Origin of the sequence: Alteromonas hispanica, assembly GCF_010500915.1 — a bacterium.
Taxonomy (GTDB): Bacteria; Pseudomonadota; Gammaproteobacteria; order Enterobacterales; family Alteromonadaceae; genus Alteromonas; species Alteromonas hispanica.
On the sequence record NZ_JAAAWP010000015.1, the window covers coordinates 15,855 to 33,092 of the forward strand.

The 17,238-nt window shown below is 43.3% G+C and carries 15 protein-coding genes; 3 read left to right on the top strand and 12 right to left on the bottom strand.

Annotated features, from left to right (window positions below; all coding sequences use genetic code 11):
- Nucleotides 1-193: 193 nt before the first annotated feature.
- The 9 genes from GTW09_RS16575 to GTW09_RS16615 all read right to left on the bottom strand — a co-directional run bounded on the left by GTW09_RS16575 (nucleotide 194) and on the right by GTW09_RS16615 (nucleotide 9,738).
- On the bottom strand, nucleotides 194-550 hold the full coding sequence (locus tag GTW09_RS16575; RefSeq protein WP_071979382.1) for an outer membrane protein assembly factor BamE: 357 nt from the start codon (nucleotides 548-550) through the stop codon (nucleotides 194-196).
- A 124-nt stretch (nucleotides 551-674) separates the two neighbouring features.
- Nucleotides 675-2,360 carry a DNA repair protein RecN gene (gene recN, locus GTW09_RS16580; RefSeq protein WP_163112761.1) on the bottom strand — a complete coding sequence of 562 codons (1,686 nt, stop codon included), beginning with the start codon at nucleotides 2,358-2,360 and terminating at the stop codon, nucleotides 675-677.
- Nucleotides 2,361-2,620: 260 nt separating this feature from the next.
- The gene (locus tag GTW09_RS16585; RefSeq protein WP_163112762.1) at nucleotides 2,621-2,965 is read right to left on the bottom strand and encodes a DUF805 domain-containing protein; all 345 of its coding nucleotides are present in this window, start codon (nucleotides 2,963-2,965) and stop codon (nucleotides 2,621-2,623) included.
- A 440-nt stretch (nucleotides 2,966-3,405) separates the two neighbouring features.
- Entirely contained in the window at nucleotides 3,406-3,915 is a 510-nt protein-coding gene (dps, locus tag GTW09_RS16590; protein ID WP_163112763.1) for a DNA starvation/stationary phase protection protein Dps, read from the bottom strand.
- A gap of 348 nt (nucleotides 3,916-4,263) precedes the next feature.
- Nucleotides 4,264-5,139, bottom strand: coding sequence for an NAD(+) kinase (gene nadK, locus GTW09_RS16595; RefSeq protein ID WP_071979378.1), 876 nt, complete (start codon nucleotides 5,137-5,139; stop codon nucleotides 4,264-4,266).
- Between the two features lie 68 nt (nucleotides 5,140-5,207).
- Complete coding sequence (locus GTW09_RS16600; RefSeq protein ID WP_163112764.1) at nucleotides 5,208-5,990, bottom strand: 3-hydroxybutyrate dehydrogenase; 783 nt, start codon at nucleotides 5,988-5,990, stop codon at nucleotides 5,208-5,210.
- A complete protein-coding gene (locus GTW09_RS16605) occupies nucleotides 5,983-7,035 on the bottom strand; it encodes an extracellular catalytic domain type 2 short-chain-length polyhydroxyalkanoate depolymerase (RefSeq protein WP_163112765.1) in 1,053 nt (350 codons plus the stop codon). Before GTW09_RS16605 ends, GTW09_RS16600 begins: the two co-directional genes overlap by 8 nt.
- 9 nt (nucleotides 7,036-7,044) lie before the next feature.
- Nucleotides 7,045-8,364, bottom strand: a complete 1,320-nt coding sequence (locus GTW09_RS16610; RefSeq protein WP_203565809.1) for an E22 family MetX-like putative esterase — start codon at nucleotides 8,362-8,364, stop codon at nucleotides 7,045-7,047.
- 78 nt (nucleotides 8,365-8,442) lie between these two features.
- On the bottom strand, nucleotides 8,443-9,738 hold the full coding sequence (locus GTW09_RS16615) for a GntP family permease (protein WP_071979374.1): 1,296 nt from the start codon (nucleotides 9,736-9,738) through the stop codon (nucleotides 8,443-8,445).
- Between the two features lie 267 nt (nucleotides 9,739-10,005).
- Here GTW09_RS16615 and GTW09_RS16620 point away from each other — a divergent pair, with 267 nt between their 5' ends.
- Entirely contained in the window at nucleotides 10,006-12,330 is a 2,325-nt protein-coding gene (locus tag GTW09_RS16620) for a TonB-dependent receptor (protein ID WP_163112766.1), read from the top strand.
- 138 nt (nucleotides 12,331-12,468) lie between these two features.
- Nucleotides 12,469-13,104 carry a response regulator transcription factor gene (locus GTW09_RS16625; protein ID WP_100971409.1) on the top strand — a complete coding sequence of 212 codons (636 nt, stop codon included), beginning with the start codon at nucleotides 12,469-12,471 and terminating at the stop codon, nucleotides 13,102-13,104.
- Between the two features lie 170 nt (nucleotides 13,105-13,274).
- On the opposite strand, the gene GTW09_RS16630 is transcribed toward GTW09_RS16625, so the two are convergent.
- The 3 genes from GTW09_RS16630 to GTW09_RS16640 form a co-directional block, all read right to left on the bottom strand.
- Nucleotides 13,275-13,943 carry a glutathione S-transferase family protein gene (locus GTW09_RS16630; RefSeq protein WP_071979371.1) on the bottom strand — a complete coding sequence of 223 codons (669 nt, stop codon included), beginning with the start codon at nucleotides 13,941-13,943 and terminating at the stop codon, nucleotides 13,275-13,277.
- A gap of 144 nt (nucleotides 13,944-14,087) precedes the next feature.
- On the bottom strand, nucleotides 14,088-15,491 hold the full coding sequence (locus GTW09_RS16635; protein ID WP_163112767.1) for a hypothetical protein: 1,404 nt from the start codon (nucleotides 15,489-15,491) through the stop codon (nucleotides 14,088-14,090).
- Nucleotides 15,492-15,571: 80 nt separating this feature from the next.
- Nucleotides 15,572-16,228 (bottom strand): hypothetical protein, encoded by a 657-nt coding sequence (locus tag GTW09_RS16640; protein WP_163112768.1) that lies wholly within the window; start codon nucleotides 16,226-16,228, stop codon nucleotides 15,572-15,574.
- 272 nt (nucleotides 16,229-16,500) lie between these two features.
- On the opposite strand from GTW09_RS16640, the gene GTW09_RS16645 reads away from it, so the two are divergent.
- Complete coding sequence (locus GTW09_RS16645) at nucleotides 16,501-17,220, top strand: hypothetical protein (protein WP_163112769.1); 720 nt, start codon at nucleotides 16,501-16,503, stop codon at nucleotides 17,218-17,220.
- Nucleotides 17,221-17,238 lie beyond the last annotated feature (18 nt).

A 17,238-nucleotide genomic window follows, 5' to 3' on the forward strand; every position in this document is an offset into this window, starting at 1 on the left:
TAAGAGCCCAGTCTTTCAATAAGCGCAAACTTAGCGCAGACCATATACCTATGCTCAGACGTTCATTCTTTAACTGTACAACTTCATTATTCTCAATGACTAGCGAGATAACCTGTCTTTGAAACACACTGAAAAGCAGAATTGTGACTACAGGAAAGTCGATACCCAGCTTAATTATCTAGACTCTTTAAATTTACTCGTCTAGCGGGGTGTTAAAATCTTCTGAAAGCTCAAAGTCACCTTCAACAGATGCGACTTTGTTATCTTCAAATTTTATGATCATTTGACGTTGGAAATCGTCGCCGCGATCCTTCATTCCACGCTTCATATCATATACATAATACCAAGTGTCGTTATCGAAAGAGTCTTGAACAACAGGATTACCAAGAACATAAATTACTTGCTCTTTCGTCATATTAATACGCAACTTTTCTACGTCTCGCTGATCCAGAAAGTTACCTTGGGGAACGTCGATTCTAAAAATCCAGTTTGAGCAGGCCGTAGTCGTAAATGTAATGCCGAGAATAACTATAAGATGGTGCAACTTCATGCGTATATAAGTCCAGTATTGCCTTTGTTAGTGCCTAAAGGCTTCCAAAATTAGGAAGCCTCAGCTGTTTTATTGCAAGCGCGAAGGCATGCTACATTGACAACTATGACCAATCAACTGCATTTTAGTTCGATGTTGCGCTTTTAAGCAGCTCTTTTGCGTTCGCCAACGCAGACTTGGTTACTTTGTCGCCAGCCAGCAATCTTGCTAGTTCGTCAATACGGTCTTGTTTGGTAAGCGGAATCATTTGAGTTTCTGTGCTTTCGCCATCGGTGATCTTAGTCACAAACAGCTGATTATGTGCCTGCGCCGCTACTTGCGGTAAGTGGGTTACACACATAACTTGTGATTGCTTACCCAGTTTGCGAAGCAGTGCACCAACAATAGACGCTGTAGGGCCACTTATTCCCGTATCTACCTCATCGAAGATCATAGTAGGCGTGGCATGACTGTCACTTGCGATAACTTGAATTGCCAGGCCAATTCTCGACAATTCACCGCCAGACACTACTTTTTCTAGCAAGTCAGCATCTTGCCCCGGATTGGTAGATACTTTGAATTCAATAGTGTCTAACCCTGATGGCGCAGGTTTTTTTAGTTCATCGTAACGGATGTCAATGCACACCTTTGCATGGGGCATATTCATTTGTTGTATTTGCGATTCTATATCTCCCGCGAAGGCTTTAGCTGCTTTAGCACGGCTTTCTGATAAGCCTTTGGTGGTAGTAAGGTAGTGTTGTCTTGCATCTTCAACGTCTTGCTCTAGAGTTTCAAGCAAGCTTTCCTGCTCACCTAGTGAAGCATACTCTGCGGAAAGTGTTTGGTGATGCTGAGCTAACGCTTCAGGCATTACTGCGTGTTTGCGAGCTAACTCCATTGCTTTTGAATACCGCGCTTCCACTTGCTGCAAACGCAGTGGGTCAATTTCTAGCTGATCGCAATATCCACGCAGCTCGCTCGCTGCCTCCTCCACTTGAATAGAGGCTTCATTTAAAAGCGCTATAATTGGTGTCAAGCTGGCATCGTGGGCTTCAAGCTCCGCTAACTTTTCTATACTCCCTTGAATAACACTAAGTGCATTGCCTTCATCATTCTCGTACAGGTTGTAAACGCTTGTTTGAGCCTGCTCTAATAGGCTTTGACCATTGCTAAGTCTTTTATGCTCCACTTCTAGCTCTTCAAACTCACCATTTTCAATTGCAAATTCGTCAAGTTCTTGCACCTGGTAAGTTAAAAGTTGTAGACGGTCTTCACGCTGCTGTGCTTTCGCGCGCAACTCATCTAGTGTTCTTTGCTTGTTTTTCCACGTTGTGTAGGAGGTTTTTACATCATCGAGCGACTGATTATGGCTGGCGTAACTGTCTATAAGTTGGCGCTGATAATCTTCTTTTAACAATTGCAGGTGGGTATTTTGCCCATGAATTGAAAGTAGCGTTTGCCCAAGACCTTTAAGCTGCTGTAACGATACTGGAGTACCGTTGATAAATGCCTTAGAACGACCTTCCTTTGATATAACGCGGCGCACAAAACAACTGCTGTCATCCTCGTCTGAGGTGAGCTCGTGTTCATCTAAAAATGCCTTTGCACTGGCATTATCAACCAGTGAAAAATGTGCCACTATTTCGGCTTTAGCAGAACCTTTTCTAACTGCGTTTGCGTCTGCTCGTTCACCTAGGCATAAGCTTAATGCATCGATGGCAATAGACTTACCCGCCCCAGTCTCACCCGTCACAGCGGTAAGACCATTTTCAAAATGAACTGAAAGTTGTTTTACAACAGCAAAATTTGATATCGAAAGATTCGCTAACATAACCACACTCTAATAAAGTTGAACATGATGATATATACAGTACTTGTAAATATATACAGTATTTTTGAGATGTAAAGTACAGTCGAATGTAATCTGTCGATTTGCTGAATCAGATTGGAATAAATTTCGCTGGCAGCACTTTGTTTACGGTGCGTTGTTAATGAAAAAAGCTAACGAGAGTAATGGGTTGCTAAAAAAACGCATAAAGAAATAAATGGTTATGCGTTTTTTTAGGCGCGTGCCTAGCCATACTGGTAAGGCTATACAGCGGCTTTAGGGTTGGGTCCGTACTTATTATCTTCAGAGCTATCTTGTGCGAAAAAGATTATTAAAACAATTGTCCCAATGATCGGGATAAGGTTAAGTAACTGCCACCAACCAGTGCGCCCTGTGTCATGAAGTCGTCTAGCACCAACACTCAGCGAGGGTATAAGTAAAGCTAGTGAGAAAATTGCAGTGAGGGCTTCAAAACCAAGAGCATAGGAAATTGTTGCACAAACTACGTAAAAAATAATGTAGAACAAGAAAAACATCCAGTATTCGGTGCGCCTTGCGCGTCCTGTAAAGTCTGCATAATGTTTAAGCGCTTTAGTGAAATATTCCATAATGTAGAATTCCTTTGAAATGATTTGTAACTTCGATGGTTTTGCTCGAAATGACCAAGACCAATCGATGGTCTGTACTCGAGCACTTTTTTATTTTTGTTTTTGTACATCCTTATACCGGATGTAAACAACAATTACTTGTAGGTATTTTCGTGTCGAGGGAGGATTTTGATAACTAAATCATCGTCATCCATGACCATAACAACTACTTTCATAAGTAGCGTACTAGGTTTTTATGTTTCGGTCACTCTAAAGATTTTAAAATGCTCATAGGCTTCTTAAAGAGCACTAGAAATGGAGTGGAGTGAGAATCGAGAAGAAAATTGAAGTTATCTCTATAATGAGGAAAAAAAACGAACATAAAAAAAGAAGGCCGAGATGGCCTTCTTTCTAAATCGTTTGCAATAAACTTTTATTGCACTAGATCACCGCGCTAAAGATTACTGCGCTAGTTCGCCGCTGCCTGACTCAAGGTGGGCGCGCACAAACCACTGGAACTGCTCTAGCTCAGCGAGTTGACCGGTAATCATGTCCTCCGACACGGGGTCTAGGTCGCCGAGGGTTTCAATTGCGCTGCGATGGTCTCCATTTACGCCATCGTATACCTTATCAAGTGCTTTAAGGTGATCGGTTACCAAGCCCTTGCCTAAATCGTAATCATTCCATGAGCGGCCGTCTACTATGGCTTTTGGTGTACCTTTTGGTACTCCGCCTAGTGTGGCAATACGTTCAGCAATAGTATCTGTCATTTCGCGAACAGCATCCACCTGCGGATCTAGCATTTCATGCACACCAATAAAGTTTGGACCCACTACATTCCAATGAATATATTTCAGGGTTAACTGTAAATCTAGAAGCGCTACTAAACGCTGGTCCAACGTTTTAATTGTTGTTGCTGCAGACTCATTGTCCATACCTGGTGCAGTAAATTTAATATCGTTGTTACTCATAATAATAACTCCTTATTATCGCTTTAGTAATTAGGCCTCGGTCGACTTTGATTAATAACGCTTTACTGATGAAAGTGTTATTACTCAATGCTGTCGACACATCGAGAAATCCTAGCTTGCCTAAGGTGTTGCAACGGGTATGCCGTTATGTGCGAAAATTATAAGTTGCTAATATAATTGAGGATTTTGAGAAATGTTAATTTTTCTTTATTTTTCAATGTCATACATGTGGGAAAAAGATGCAGAAGTGTGTAAAAAATGCAGTATTCTTTACATTTCATGCATGATTACACACGTCTGGCTAAATGCTTGGAACAGAGATCGATGAGTTTGGAACACAGCAAAATGCTAGTACAGCTTGCTGCCCCATCCTAATTTCTGGCGTAACACATTAAAGTAGCTGTAGCCTTTAGGGTGGACTAAATGCAGTTTGTCTGCACTCTTATTTATTCTAATTTCGTCGCCGGGTAATACGGGTAGAACAATGTGGCTATCACAGCTTACTTGCAAAGAATCACTGTTAACTTTTGACACCTTCATTGAAACTTGACTGTCTGCATCAACCACTATAGGACGGCTGCTAAGTGTGTGAGGGAACATAGGTACTAATGTGAGCGCATCCAGTTTTGGCATAATAATGGGGCCGCCGGCAGAGAGTGAGTAGGCGGTAGAGCCAGTTGGCGTAGCTACAATAAGTCCGTCGCTTCGTTGGCTAAAAACAAACTGTTCGTCTATGTATATTTCAAATTCCATCATGTGTGCTACTTTGCCATGATGCAGCACAACCTCATTTACGGCCGCGCTGTTACTTTTGAGTTTTTCATGACGGTAAACGCCCACCTCTAAAAGAAAACGTTCTTCAACAAAACATTCACCGTTAAAGATATGGTCAAGCTGCTGAATAATATCGTCGGGATGAATATCGGTTAGAAAGCCTAAGTTGCCTCTATTAACACCCACTACATGAATATCGAATCGAGCCAGTACTCGCGCAGCGCCCAGCATGCTGCCGTCGCCACCAACAACAACTGCAAGGTCTGCCTCTTTGCCAATGACAACAAGATCGCAGCTTTTTAGGTCGTCTGTTTCGAGTTCATTAGCAATACTTTCCTCAACCAATAGTTTGCATCCTTTGGCGAGAAAGTATTCGGCAAGAAGGTTAAGACTATCGTGAGTGGCCTCGTGTTGAGGTTTTCCAATTAAAGCAACGGTTTGGTAGGGCATGGAACGCTAATGTCCTCTCATTTCCAATGTTTCGGACATTAGCACAAGTGTTTTGTAAAAGGGAAGTTTTACCTTGCCGTCCAGCCCCCATCTAAGGTAATTGCTTGACCCGTAATGTTCTTCGCACTGCCAGTCATTAAAAACGCAGCAGTATCGGCCAACTCCTGCACTTCTATAAATTGTTTTTTAGGCATGGGTTCAAGCATGATTTTTTTCACAACATCTTCTTCAGTCATGTTGTTCTCTCTGGCCTGTGCTGAAATTTGTTGTTCTACCAAGGGTGTCTTTACATAGGCAGGGCAGAGAGTGTTAATGGTGATATCAAACTCGCCGGTTTCAAGGGCAACTGTTTTTGCTAAACCCAACAGGCCATGTTTTGCGGCTACGTAAGCCGATTTAAAAGGCGAAGCAACAAGAGAGTGGATGGAACCAACATTGATAATTCGACCAAAGTTTTGCGCTTTCATTGCTGGCAAAAACGCTTGCGTTGTAAGCGCTGGGCCAACAAGCATAATGTTGATCAGTTGTTGCCATTTTTCTGCGGGAAAGTCTTCTAGCTTTGAGACATGCTGAATACCCGCGTTGTTAATAAGAACATCAACGGTTAACTTGCCTAAAACCTCAGGTAGCGATGCAACTTGGCTTGCATCGCAAACATCTACAGCTACAGCGCTGGCGTTGCCATCGTTCATACTGCCAAATTGACTTGCAAGCATGGCTGCAGTTTCCTGAGCAGAATTTTCGTTAATATCTGCCACAATAACGTGGTGTCCTTGTTTAACCAAGGACTCGGCAATCCCTAAACCAATACCGCTTGCTCCACCAGTTATAAATACCGTACGTTTATTCATTGCTGGCGTCCTTTGTTGTTAATTCTGCCTGATTCGAAGAGTGTAAAGACTTCAGCAAGTCACTAACTGCCTTAATTTGATCGCCATCGCGATTGGCATAATCTGGCGAAGCATATCCCCACCAATCCCAACAACCCTGTGGGTTAAGCGGCATAAACAAGGATTTTTTAGTTTGCGGGTACAAGACAACCATATTGTTATCGTCGGCCCAGCGGTTCAATCCTGTTTGGGTCGCGTAAGCATCGCCCACCGCATCTGCATATTGATTACACCCGTGAAAGCTAATGTGAGCGCGACAGGTTTCGCCACTCGCACAGTTCTCTGGCACGTAAACAAACCCCTCACTGGCCAAAGTTTTTGCATTGCTACCAGCAATGTCTTTCTGGCTTATTGTGTGCAATTCACCTGATAGTGTGTCATCAGGCGCTGCTAGGTCATCAACCAAATGATTTAGCATGTCGCCAGCCGCATCATAGTCGCAATTACCAATAAAGGGGCTTTCCGATGTAGTGCAATCGGTACCACTGCTTTTCGTCGGGAATAGGTGTGCAACCGACATATCATTGACATATTTGATATGTTGAGTGTCTGTCCACATTTTGTATTGTTCGAATAAGGCATCGCTTACTTCAGAGGCTATTCGAGTATCTATTGTTCCATGGAATAACCACACTTTGGCGTCTTTCATGTTGCTTAATGCGGCAATTTTTCCTTTCTTTGCATAATCTGTGGCTTGTTTAGTCAGCTCTTCTACATTGGGCAGCGTATCTGTTTTATTAACACACTGAGCTAAAGCGGTTGTTATATCGCCTTTTGCGCAGAAATAAGGCCCGGCTGCCAAAACGCCAACACCTTTCACCCAATCGCTATGCGCTAACTGAAACTGCGTGGCCATGTAGCCACCTGATGAAAGCCCGGATACAGTGACCTCGGTTAAATCTAAATTTAATACCGGCACTGCCTCTGTAGAGCTTTGCCCGTATACAGAAGCTGAAAAACACAGGCCACCTATAACAGCAGCTTTGATAAACATGTTTTTTTTCATAAGAATCCTTTACTCATTTTCCAAAAATTGGCGAATAGCGACTGCCTGTTTTGATATGTTTGCTACACCTTCTAAATGACCTAACGAGCCCTTGAGTTCTGTGTAATCACTGGACATTTCACGTGCTTCTAGCTTCTTGTGCACATCTTGAGCTAAATAGGGCATAAGTAATAAATCTGAATCTGCTGGAATAAATAACGTTTTTGCTTTTATTGCATCAACACCTGCTTCTAAATTGTGTTGATGCCCCGCGACAAACAGTTGGCATGCTCTTACAAGATAGAGTAAGTGGTTGGCATCCATTTTTGCACTGCGAGCCGCAGCGCGTTGCTGCAGCCAAGTGGTAATAGAATGATGATTGTTAATACTCGCCAATGGTTTAGACTCTAAGTTATTGAAGCCTAGCATGTTTCCCTGTGCGTTAAAAAATTCAGGGGTTAATGCATTTTGCGTTATCAACATCAAAGAAGCGGTTAACCCGTCAGAGGGGGGCTTGTCTGGCGAATAGTTACCGCTCTTCCAGTTACTATCAAGCCTTATCGGATTTGCCCAGTGTTCCAGTGCGGCAGTTGTCCAAGCATCGCTTTCACCTGCGCCGATGACCGACACCATTCTAGGTACCCAGTTAGGATAAGCACTTGCCCAGTCGATAGCCTGCATTGCGCCCATTGAAGGGCCTACAACGGCATGAAGTTTCGAAATGCCTAAACTTTCAAGCAGAGCTTTTTGCACGTTAACAAAGTCTCGAATGGTCACTACAGGAAAGTCGAGTCCGTAAGGTTTTCCGGTCGATGGATTTATTGAAGCAGGACCGGTCGTGACCACGTTGTCGTCGTAGGCATTCAAATTCACTAAAGTGTCAGCACTAATTACATAATAGTGGTTGGTATCAATCGCTTTTCCTGGCCCGATAATACTATCCCAATAGCCAGGCGCCGCGTCACTCTTACTGTATTTTCCGGCAGCGTGGGATGAGCCTGAGAAATAATGCGTTATAAGAATAACATTATCTTTGTTCTCACTAAGCGTGCCGTAGGCTTCCCAGCCTACTTTTACATCCTCAATGGTTTTTCCACCAAAGGTTGTAAAGCTGTCCATGCGAAAGATCTGTTTTTCAACAAGTAAGGTTTCGCTCTCTTGTTGGTTATGCACCTCAGCGTTTTCTGTTGCCAACGTTGGGCTTGAGAAAAGCAATACTGCGACTGAAACAAACGCGAGCCCAGGCAAAATAGCCGGCTTCACTGTCAACGTTCTTCCCGCTTTGCGATGTAGAAGCACAGTTCTACAACCAGACATAAGCTGTTGGAGTCTACAAGAGACATAATTCATCGTTAATATCCTTTTATCTCATTCAATTCTTTCGGCTGACATTTTTGGCATCTATTTTTGGTTCTTAGGGAGTTTTAACTAAAAAATACTAAATAGACCAATTGCGACCGCCAAACCAATTAGTGGCACTACTACCGTCAATGCCCCCACTGACCAGTAAGCAGCCTGATGGGTTTCGTGACATATTGCCCTAATGGTAGTGACCACGTACCCATTGTGTGGCAATGAATCTAACGCGCCTGAAGAAATAGAGACAATTCGGTGCAGCTGCTCTGGCTCAACACCTTGGTCTAAATAGTGAGGTGCAACAAGGGGGAGGGCAATGGCCTGTCCGCCAGATGCACTTCCTGTTAACCCCGCAATAACGCTAACAGCAATGGCCGCTCCAATTAACTCATTACCAGGGATTTGAGTCATTAGCGCCACGGTTTGCTGAAACGCGTCGGTATTTTTCGCAATCGAACCAAAGCCAACCACCGCGGCAGTATTGCCGATGGCAATAAGTGCACCTGTTGTACCGGCGTTTATAGCCATCGACAAACTATGGAAGTATTTAAAGTTAATCGCCAGTAAACACAATACGCCACCGCCAAGCGCTAAAATTAGTGCTAGCTGTGCTAGTTCTTCGTGAAATAAGAACGAGATAACTAACACCACGACTAACGGCAGAATTCCGGTAAAGGGGTGGGGTAAATCTCGTTCCCGAATTTCCGGATCGGTATCTCTTGCCACGAAAACCTCACCGTTGTTCACGGCTTTTCGAATCATTTTTGCCAGCCACCAGTAGCCAAAAATAGCCATTAAAATGGCAACAACTAAGCTCACTTCCCAAGCAGCAAAGGGAGACGTACCCAGATATTTAATCGGGATCCAATTTTGAATTTCCGGAGAACCAGCCGATGTCATGGTAAAAGTTACCGAGCCAAAGGCCATCGCTGCGGGAATAAACCGTCTCGGAAGGTTGGCATCTTTAAATAAGCTTACCGCCATGGGATAAACGGAAAATGCTACGACGAACACGCTCACACCGCCATAAGTCAAAATAGCGCATGCTAGCACTACGGCGAGTACTGCTTGTTTGTAGCCAATTTTCGAGATTATCCATCGAGATACCGAATCAGCGGCCCCTGTATCTTCCATGAATTTGCCAAAAAGCGCTCCCAGCAAAAACATAAAAAACCAAGACGCAATGAAACCTGAGAAACCACTCATGTAGGTTTCTACAAAGTTTACATCACCGGTAAAAACCGCGATGTTATTGGTTAGCGCAACCACAAGGGCACACAAAGGGGCGGCGATAAACAGGTTCATCCCACGAATTGTTAATACAATAAGTAGCAGAAGCCCGCCTACCAAGCCAATCATACTTAACATAGTTATTTTCCTTTAAAAATCTGTGACCGCAGATATTCCAAAGCAGTTAAGTCGATTGCAGATTCACTAACCGACTTGCTTTTGCGCAAGTTTATTGTCAACAAATCTAACGTGTTCAAATTACACATAAAGTTTGACGTTACTTTGGCAAAAAGCCCATAGTACGATGGTACTACATACTGTTAACAATTAATTAACTAAAGTAATTCGTGACCGTAGGCAATACATCAAGCAGTGAACAACACTTAAAACAATAAAGGACTTACTATGTCACTTACTACACACACCAAGCGTCATGCGCCAAGCGCAGTCACTCGTCACAGTCTTTGCGCGATTGCGGTTGCTGCAGGTTTATGCGCAGCTCCTGCTTGGGCGCAGCAAAACAATACAAACGAGAATGCAGAAAAAGAAAAAGGCAAGTTAGAGCGCATCGAAGTTACTGCGCGTAGAACCGTAGAGTCGCTTCAAGAAACTCCGGTGGCAATCACCTCGGTTGGCGCTGTAGAGCTTGGCGAGAAAGGCATCAGCGTTTTAACTGAACTTCAGCAATTTTCACCAAACACAACCTTGCAAACCAGCCGAGGAACCAACAATACGCTTACCGCTTTTATCCGCGGTTTAGGACAACAAGATCCGCTATGGGGCTATGAGCCTGGCGTAGGGATTTATGTAGACGATGTCTATATTGCGCGGCCACAAGGTGCCGTGCTTGACTTACTTAACGTGCAACGTATTGAAGTATTACGTGGGCCGCAAGGCACGCTCTACGGCAAGAACACCATTGGTGGTGCCGTGAAATACGTCACGAAAGAAATGAGTGGCGACACAGAGATGAATGTGGAGGCTACGGTCGGGAGTTACAATCAGCGTGATATTAGGTTAATTGGCCAAGTGCCTCTTGTTGAAGATACCGTATATTTAGGGGTGGGCTACGCTAACTTAAATCGCGACGGATTCGGCGAGTACTTACTCAGCGCTCTGCCTAATCAAGATAAAGAAAACTACAACAAAGATTTATGGGCCGCTAGATTGTCGCTGGAAGTTCACGCCAGCGAAGATTTGTTCTTCCGCTTTGGTTGGGACAAAACCGAAGATACGTCTAATGCCCGCGGTGGTTATCGCTTATTGCCTAGCTTGTTAACCGATGCGCCTGTTCCCGATTCAAAATTTGACTCATACACGAGCTTGCCAACATGGAACAAGGTTGAATTAGAAGGCTATAACTGGTTAGCACGCTACAACGTAAATGAGCATTTAGAGCTTAAATACATTGGCTCGTATCGCGAGAGTTATTCACCCACCAACATCGATTTCGATAATACACCACTGCCCATTTTCGATGTGCCTGCGGAGTATGATGACAATAATACGACCCATGAACTGCAAGCCAACTACATGGGCGCTGATTTCGATATAGTCTCAGGCCTTTATTTTTACGATGGCGAAAGCTGCGGTAATTTCGATGCCATTTTAGGCGTGCTGGGGCAGTCTCTGGGCGCACCCGGACTCACCCGTGAGGTAACTGGGTGCAACAATTCAGAGAGCTATGCAGCTTATGCTCAACTTAATTATAACGTGAGCGATAAACTCTCGCTCTCCTTTGGTGCGAGATACACAGACGAAGAAAAAACAGCCTTTGTAAATAATGGATTGGTGTTTGACAACGTATACCCTTACTCAGATTGGATTGACGGCTATGTGCGTCCAGAAGGACAACTGGTTCCTCAGGTGTTAGGTACTGATACCGATGGCGACGGCGTTTTAGATGCACCTGCAGTGCAAAGCTGGTCGAGATTTACGCCTAGGGTAGGCGTTGAATATCAAATGGACGAAAGCATGATGTTTTTCGCCAGTTACTCTCAGGGCTTTAAATCAGGCACGTTTAATCCTCGTGCACAAATTAACGAGCCAGGTGTAAACCCAGAGGTGGTTGATAGTTTCGAATTGGGGATGAAAAGCGACTTAAGTGATACATTGCGCCTAAATGTGACCTTGTTCTCATATGATCATAAAGACAGACAATATATTGGTGTAGAAGGTGATTTGTCAGACCCCACAGCGCTTGATCAGCGACTTCGCAATGCAGCGGAAACAGCTGCGAAAGGTGCTGAATTAGAGATGACCTGGATTGCGTCAGAAAACCTGCAGTTTGACGCAGCATATGGCTACATCGACTTTGAAATTAAAGAAAATAACGCTATTCCTCCGCTTATTGGTTTGGCAAGTACACCAGAGAATACCTTTAATTTTAACGCTAGCTACTTCTTAGAGACGAGCTTTGGCGACATTACGTTTAACGCAAATTACTACTTCCGTGATGACTATTTACTTTTCGAAACCAGCGACCTTATTCAACAAGACGCCTACGGCATGGTTAACCTAAGTGCGCGTTGGGAAAGTGTAGAAGGCGATTGGTACGGCGGTATACATGTGAAAAACCTCACCGACGAAGAGTATTTAACTGGGGGGTATGACTTTGTTACCCGCGACGATGACGGAAACTTCGGTCCCGGGCTAGGAGGCGACACGACGCTAATTGGTTATTATGGCGACCCGAGAACCGTTCATCTAACTCTTGGGTATCGTTTCTAACAAAAAATAAGTCGACGCCTTTACGATAAAAGCCACCCACTATTCGGGTGGTTTTTTGTGGTTATTAATTAAGTACATGGTGTCGTGTTTATGTCATGTTATTATGGTGTTAATGAAGCAGTAGCAAAGGGATGACTTGTGCCTACACGTATTTTGATTGCAGATGATCACCCATTATTTCGAGCAGCAATGTGCCATGCACTCTCCAGCGGCAGCGGCGCAGAGCTTGTTGAAGCGTCGACGTTTCCAGAGACAATGAATATGTTGGCGCAAGATACCACTATTGATGTGGTGTTTTTGGATTTAGGTATGCCTGGAAGTGAGGGCCTTAATGGGCTGTCTGAAGTTCGAGCCGAGTACCCAGACGTGCTGGTGGTGATAGTTACGGCGCAAGACTCGCCCGGTATTGTGCAACGTGCTCTTGCGCTAGGGGCAAGTGGTTTTATACCTAAGTCCGCTTCGGTAGATTGTATTGTAGACGCTGTAAATACGGTGCTTGAGGGTGAGACATGGCTGCCCGCCCATATTGATTTGTCAGCAGACGGTAACGACTCCCTGGATGACTTTGGCGCTCGATTGAGCCAGCTTACGCCCCATCAATTAAAAGTGTTGAGAATGGTGGCAGATGGCTTGTTGAATAAACAAATTGCTTACGAATTAGCTATTTCAGAATCGACCGTAAAACAGCACGTCTCTGCGGTGTTAAAAAAACTGGGTGTGATAAATAGAACCAAAGCGGGTATTGCGTTTAAAAACGCTATGCGAACAGAGTAATAAATCAATAGCGGCTAGCCCATAGCCATTCAGTATCACGTAGCTATGTCTCGGGAAACATGTCTCAGGAAATATGTCTCAGGAAATATATCTCAAGAAAACAGCTTAAAAAACGGTTTCCACGCAGTCTACTGGGCTAGTCTGCTAATGTTTATTCTAGTTGCAAAGTTTTACTTGCCGCTAAACGCTTTTTTCAAATAAGCATTAAATGCAGGGGCTGCTGCTCGTTTGTCTTTTTCGATTTGTTGGACTTCTGGCATTTCTTTAAGCTGCGCTATAAGTGCTTTACTTCCCGGAGCGTGCTCGTACAAATCAACATCAAACAATTTTTTTGCTACGGGCACGGCAAGGTCCATTGTATACAACAGCATGATGTCTGCTGCCGTTAAGCTATCGCCTGCTACATAGGGAGAAAACTCTGCGGCTCGAGCCAATGCTTGGGCACCATTAAACAACGCGCGCTTGACTTCTTTTTTCGTGAGGTCATCTACCGGAACGCCCCAAAAAGCTTCGGTATGACAGCGCCTTGCAGGTAATTCAATATACAATTCAATTAACTTCACGAGCTCTTTAACCTGTGCCCGCTCAAAGGGATTGGTTGGATACAGAGGTTTTTCAGGCGCAACTTCGTCGAGATACTCTAAAATAACGTTGGTCTCTACTAGCACCCCATGCTCAGTTTGTAACGCAGGCACTTTGCCTGTTGGACTGATAGCTAAATATTCTGGCGTTTGGTTGGGATATGTCATTACCGGTTCGTAATCTATCCCTTTTAATGCCAGTGCCAGTTTAATCATGTTGTAATAGTTACTTACATCAAAGCCGTACAGTTTAAGCATGTTTCACCCTCCCTAAAAAAGTGTCATTACACTCCTAGTTTATCCACTCATGTGCAACATATATTTATTGATAGTTGACTATCAAAAGTAGTGGTGAGGCGGGGCGTATTCACTTCAAAATATCAAAACACCTGGTTTACAGGCTTAAAACATCTCGATCTCAAGTTCGCTAAGTATTGTTGTGCCTTGTTTGTTTTTGGCAAAATAAAGGTCATATTTGAGGTTGTCGACATACACTTCCCAATAGTCACCCAATGCAAAAATGTTCTCTTCGCCAAAGATTTTTTTCACGTCTTCTTCACTCAGGCCGTAGCGTAAAAGCCCAAATTCCCAATCGATATTTAACGCTGCGTCTTTGAGAAACGATTCGCTAATAAGCACTTTTCTCAGCATTTTATTGGAATACACTATAGCTAGGCTTTTATCGTAAACATGCAGCGTTTTGCCCTCGTAACCTCTTGATGCAAGTATAGGTTTAAAGGGGATTTGCTCCATGGATATTGGGTCTAGCGTTTCAGAGGCCTTTGTTAAATCAGCGTAGGTTCTAGAATATATCTCTGGCGCCGACTGTATAATTTCAGGATCTATTTTGATTGCTTCATAGCCATAGCCATAGCCATAGCTAAAACTCTTTGCAACGTAGTGAGTGTCATTATTTTCAACGCGCAGTGTTAACCCTATATCAATAAAGACCATATTCTCTGATTTAATTTGATAGACATATTCGTCAATCAACTTGCCATTAAGTTGCTCCTCAATCGCCTTCAAGCTGTGGCCTCGGCTTATACTTCCATTAACTTGCCAAGACGAAAGTGGCCTATCATCAAATTCAAAATAGTTTATCAGCCCAGCAGATAACCATGTGTTTTCACTACTGATGGAAAAAACGCTATTGTTGCGCATTACCACCCACAGATTTCGTCCAAAAGCGTATAACGTATCCTGTTTATTCAGTATCAGTTCGGCAGTGGGAGTACCTAATTTTTCAAAAAGTACCGATAAATCGTCACCTACTTTTAAGCCAAAAACACCATTTTCAAAAGACACAGTGGTGTTAGCCAGAGCGGGAGCCTGTATCTGCTTTTTTCCACTTTGTGCTATTTCAGCAAAATCAAAAGTCATATCACGACCTTTAATAACCGTGTTGTACTCGTATGACATGCTGAGTTTTGTCGTGCCTAATAAACGATTTCTCTCAACTCCAATTTTTGCTAGCGGCTCTTTCTTACAGCCACTAATCAAAGCTGCGCCTGAAATTTTATCGCTATTCTCAGAAGGTTCAGACGGGGAAGTAGGGGATGATAGTTTTGAAAGCAGTACAATCTGACTCGCTCCCCGCTTTTTAGCAACGTCGCTGGCAGTCTTTTTTAAAGCAGATAATTCGTTTCTGCTATCGCTTAACGAAATCTCTTCAATCGTTTCAAAATCGCAGTCTGGAAAATCGTTTGAAATAGGAATGGCATTAGCAACCTCTTCACCATAACTGTACAAAGGAAGTGTTAAACTCATCAAAAGCGTGCTTAATGTTAACTTCGTCAATGCCTTCATCGTTGCTATCCCTATTGCTTAACCTTGTTACTATCGTTTGTTAACGATTACTATTTTGTGCTTCGCTAAAACCGGGCGCATTATTTCGATAGTTCTTTCTCAATATCCAACAAAGTTTGTTTGTATTTTCTCTGATATTCGTCGTCTGAGAGGACTCGTGTTAAATCGCTTTCTACATTAATAATATGCTTTCGCAGCGTGTAAAAGATATCGCCTTTCGCACCTCGCATAAAAATCTCGATATTTTTAAGATGGCTTAAGCAGCAACTTTCAAGTGAGCTATTAAATTGCTTGCCCATGTAATCAATCATAGAGCTACTGCCAAGCGATGCACCGCTGACTGGCGCCAAAGGCATATCGTATACACTTTTTTGAAAGTCTATTGTTGTTCGAAAGGCGGTACGTAACAGCGAGAGAGAAGTTTTTGCTGCTTCCAATTCATATTTTCTCAATTGTGCTTTGAGTTTTTCCGCTTCGGGTGAACTCATTCCAACTATTTTGGCTTTAACAAAAACAGATTCAGCGCTATTGAGTTTTTCCTTTGCATAAATCAGTGCATTAATGTCTGATAGAAAATCACCGGTTAGTTTTTCGTTTAGCAATATTCGCGCTTCTTGAACTTGCTCAGAGTGTTGTGCTGTTGCCCTATTGAATCTTCGTTCAGATTCACTTAGTTCTTTTGGGTCGCTGCATGCAAGTAGGGCACTGGCAAGTAATGCGATGAAGAGCAAGCGCAATGATTTAGTCCTTTGTCATATTTGAAATAATTATTAGGTATTAACCTTTTACTCGGTCCTCGAGTGGCTTCAATTGAGATACTAACCTTAGGTAGCAAAGATAACAATTCTTACTCCGCTATCGATTACGTACACCTTTGTTGACATCAAAGGGGGGAAAGTTAGCTGAAACTCTCTCAAGCGAGATTGGAGTAAAGAGTTAATCCGCTATGCCCAGCTTTGCGTAGATAAGATAATTAATATAAGCCAATACATAATGTGAAGTGTAAATTGTGTTATCCAATATAATAAAGCGCTTAAAGACTAGTTCGAATAAGCCTGCGCTTATAAAGCAGAAAGAAGAGCAGGCTGTGTCTATTTGGCAGGACACCGGCCAAGTATATTATTTAGAAAACACGGTGAAGCTTACCTACACTTCAAACAGCGGTGTAATGACGTTAGAAAAGCTTTCGCTTAACGAACTTCCCGATGTGATTAACGCTCTTGATGCCATGCCAGCAGGCTCACCGCTTGCGAGAGCGACGGTGGCAGAACAAGATGATGCTTATGTGGTAAGCGTTTGCGGCGTGACATGGCAAAAAAGCCAAGATAGTGTTCGAATTAAAGCTCTGCCCGAGGCTGCGCTTCTGCGCAGTAAAACGCATTGTTTTACAAAGTCGCAGGCAGTGTTTAAGCATGCTTTTTTATTGGAGCATGATGACCTGCTAACGCCTTCAGTGGGGAGTAAAAAAGAGGGGGTTTATACTTACAATCGCATATCCATAAAAGAGTTTACTCAACAGTTAGAAAGAGCAAACGAGCGTATTGCGCCGCCTATGCGAAAAGCTATTCCGGTTCATAGTGATAACTTTAAAACCGCATTCACTGAGCATGAGCAGAAAGCTATTGACGTGTTGCTTGGCGATAACATTGATAGTAGAAAAAGCGATAATGCTGAAGACAGAAGCAAGCTCGGTAACGACAACACTGGCAGCAGTACATTTAGTCAATAACAGCAGGCTTTCTTCAAT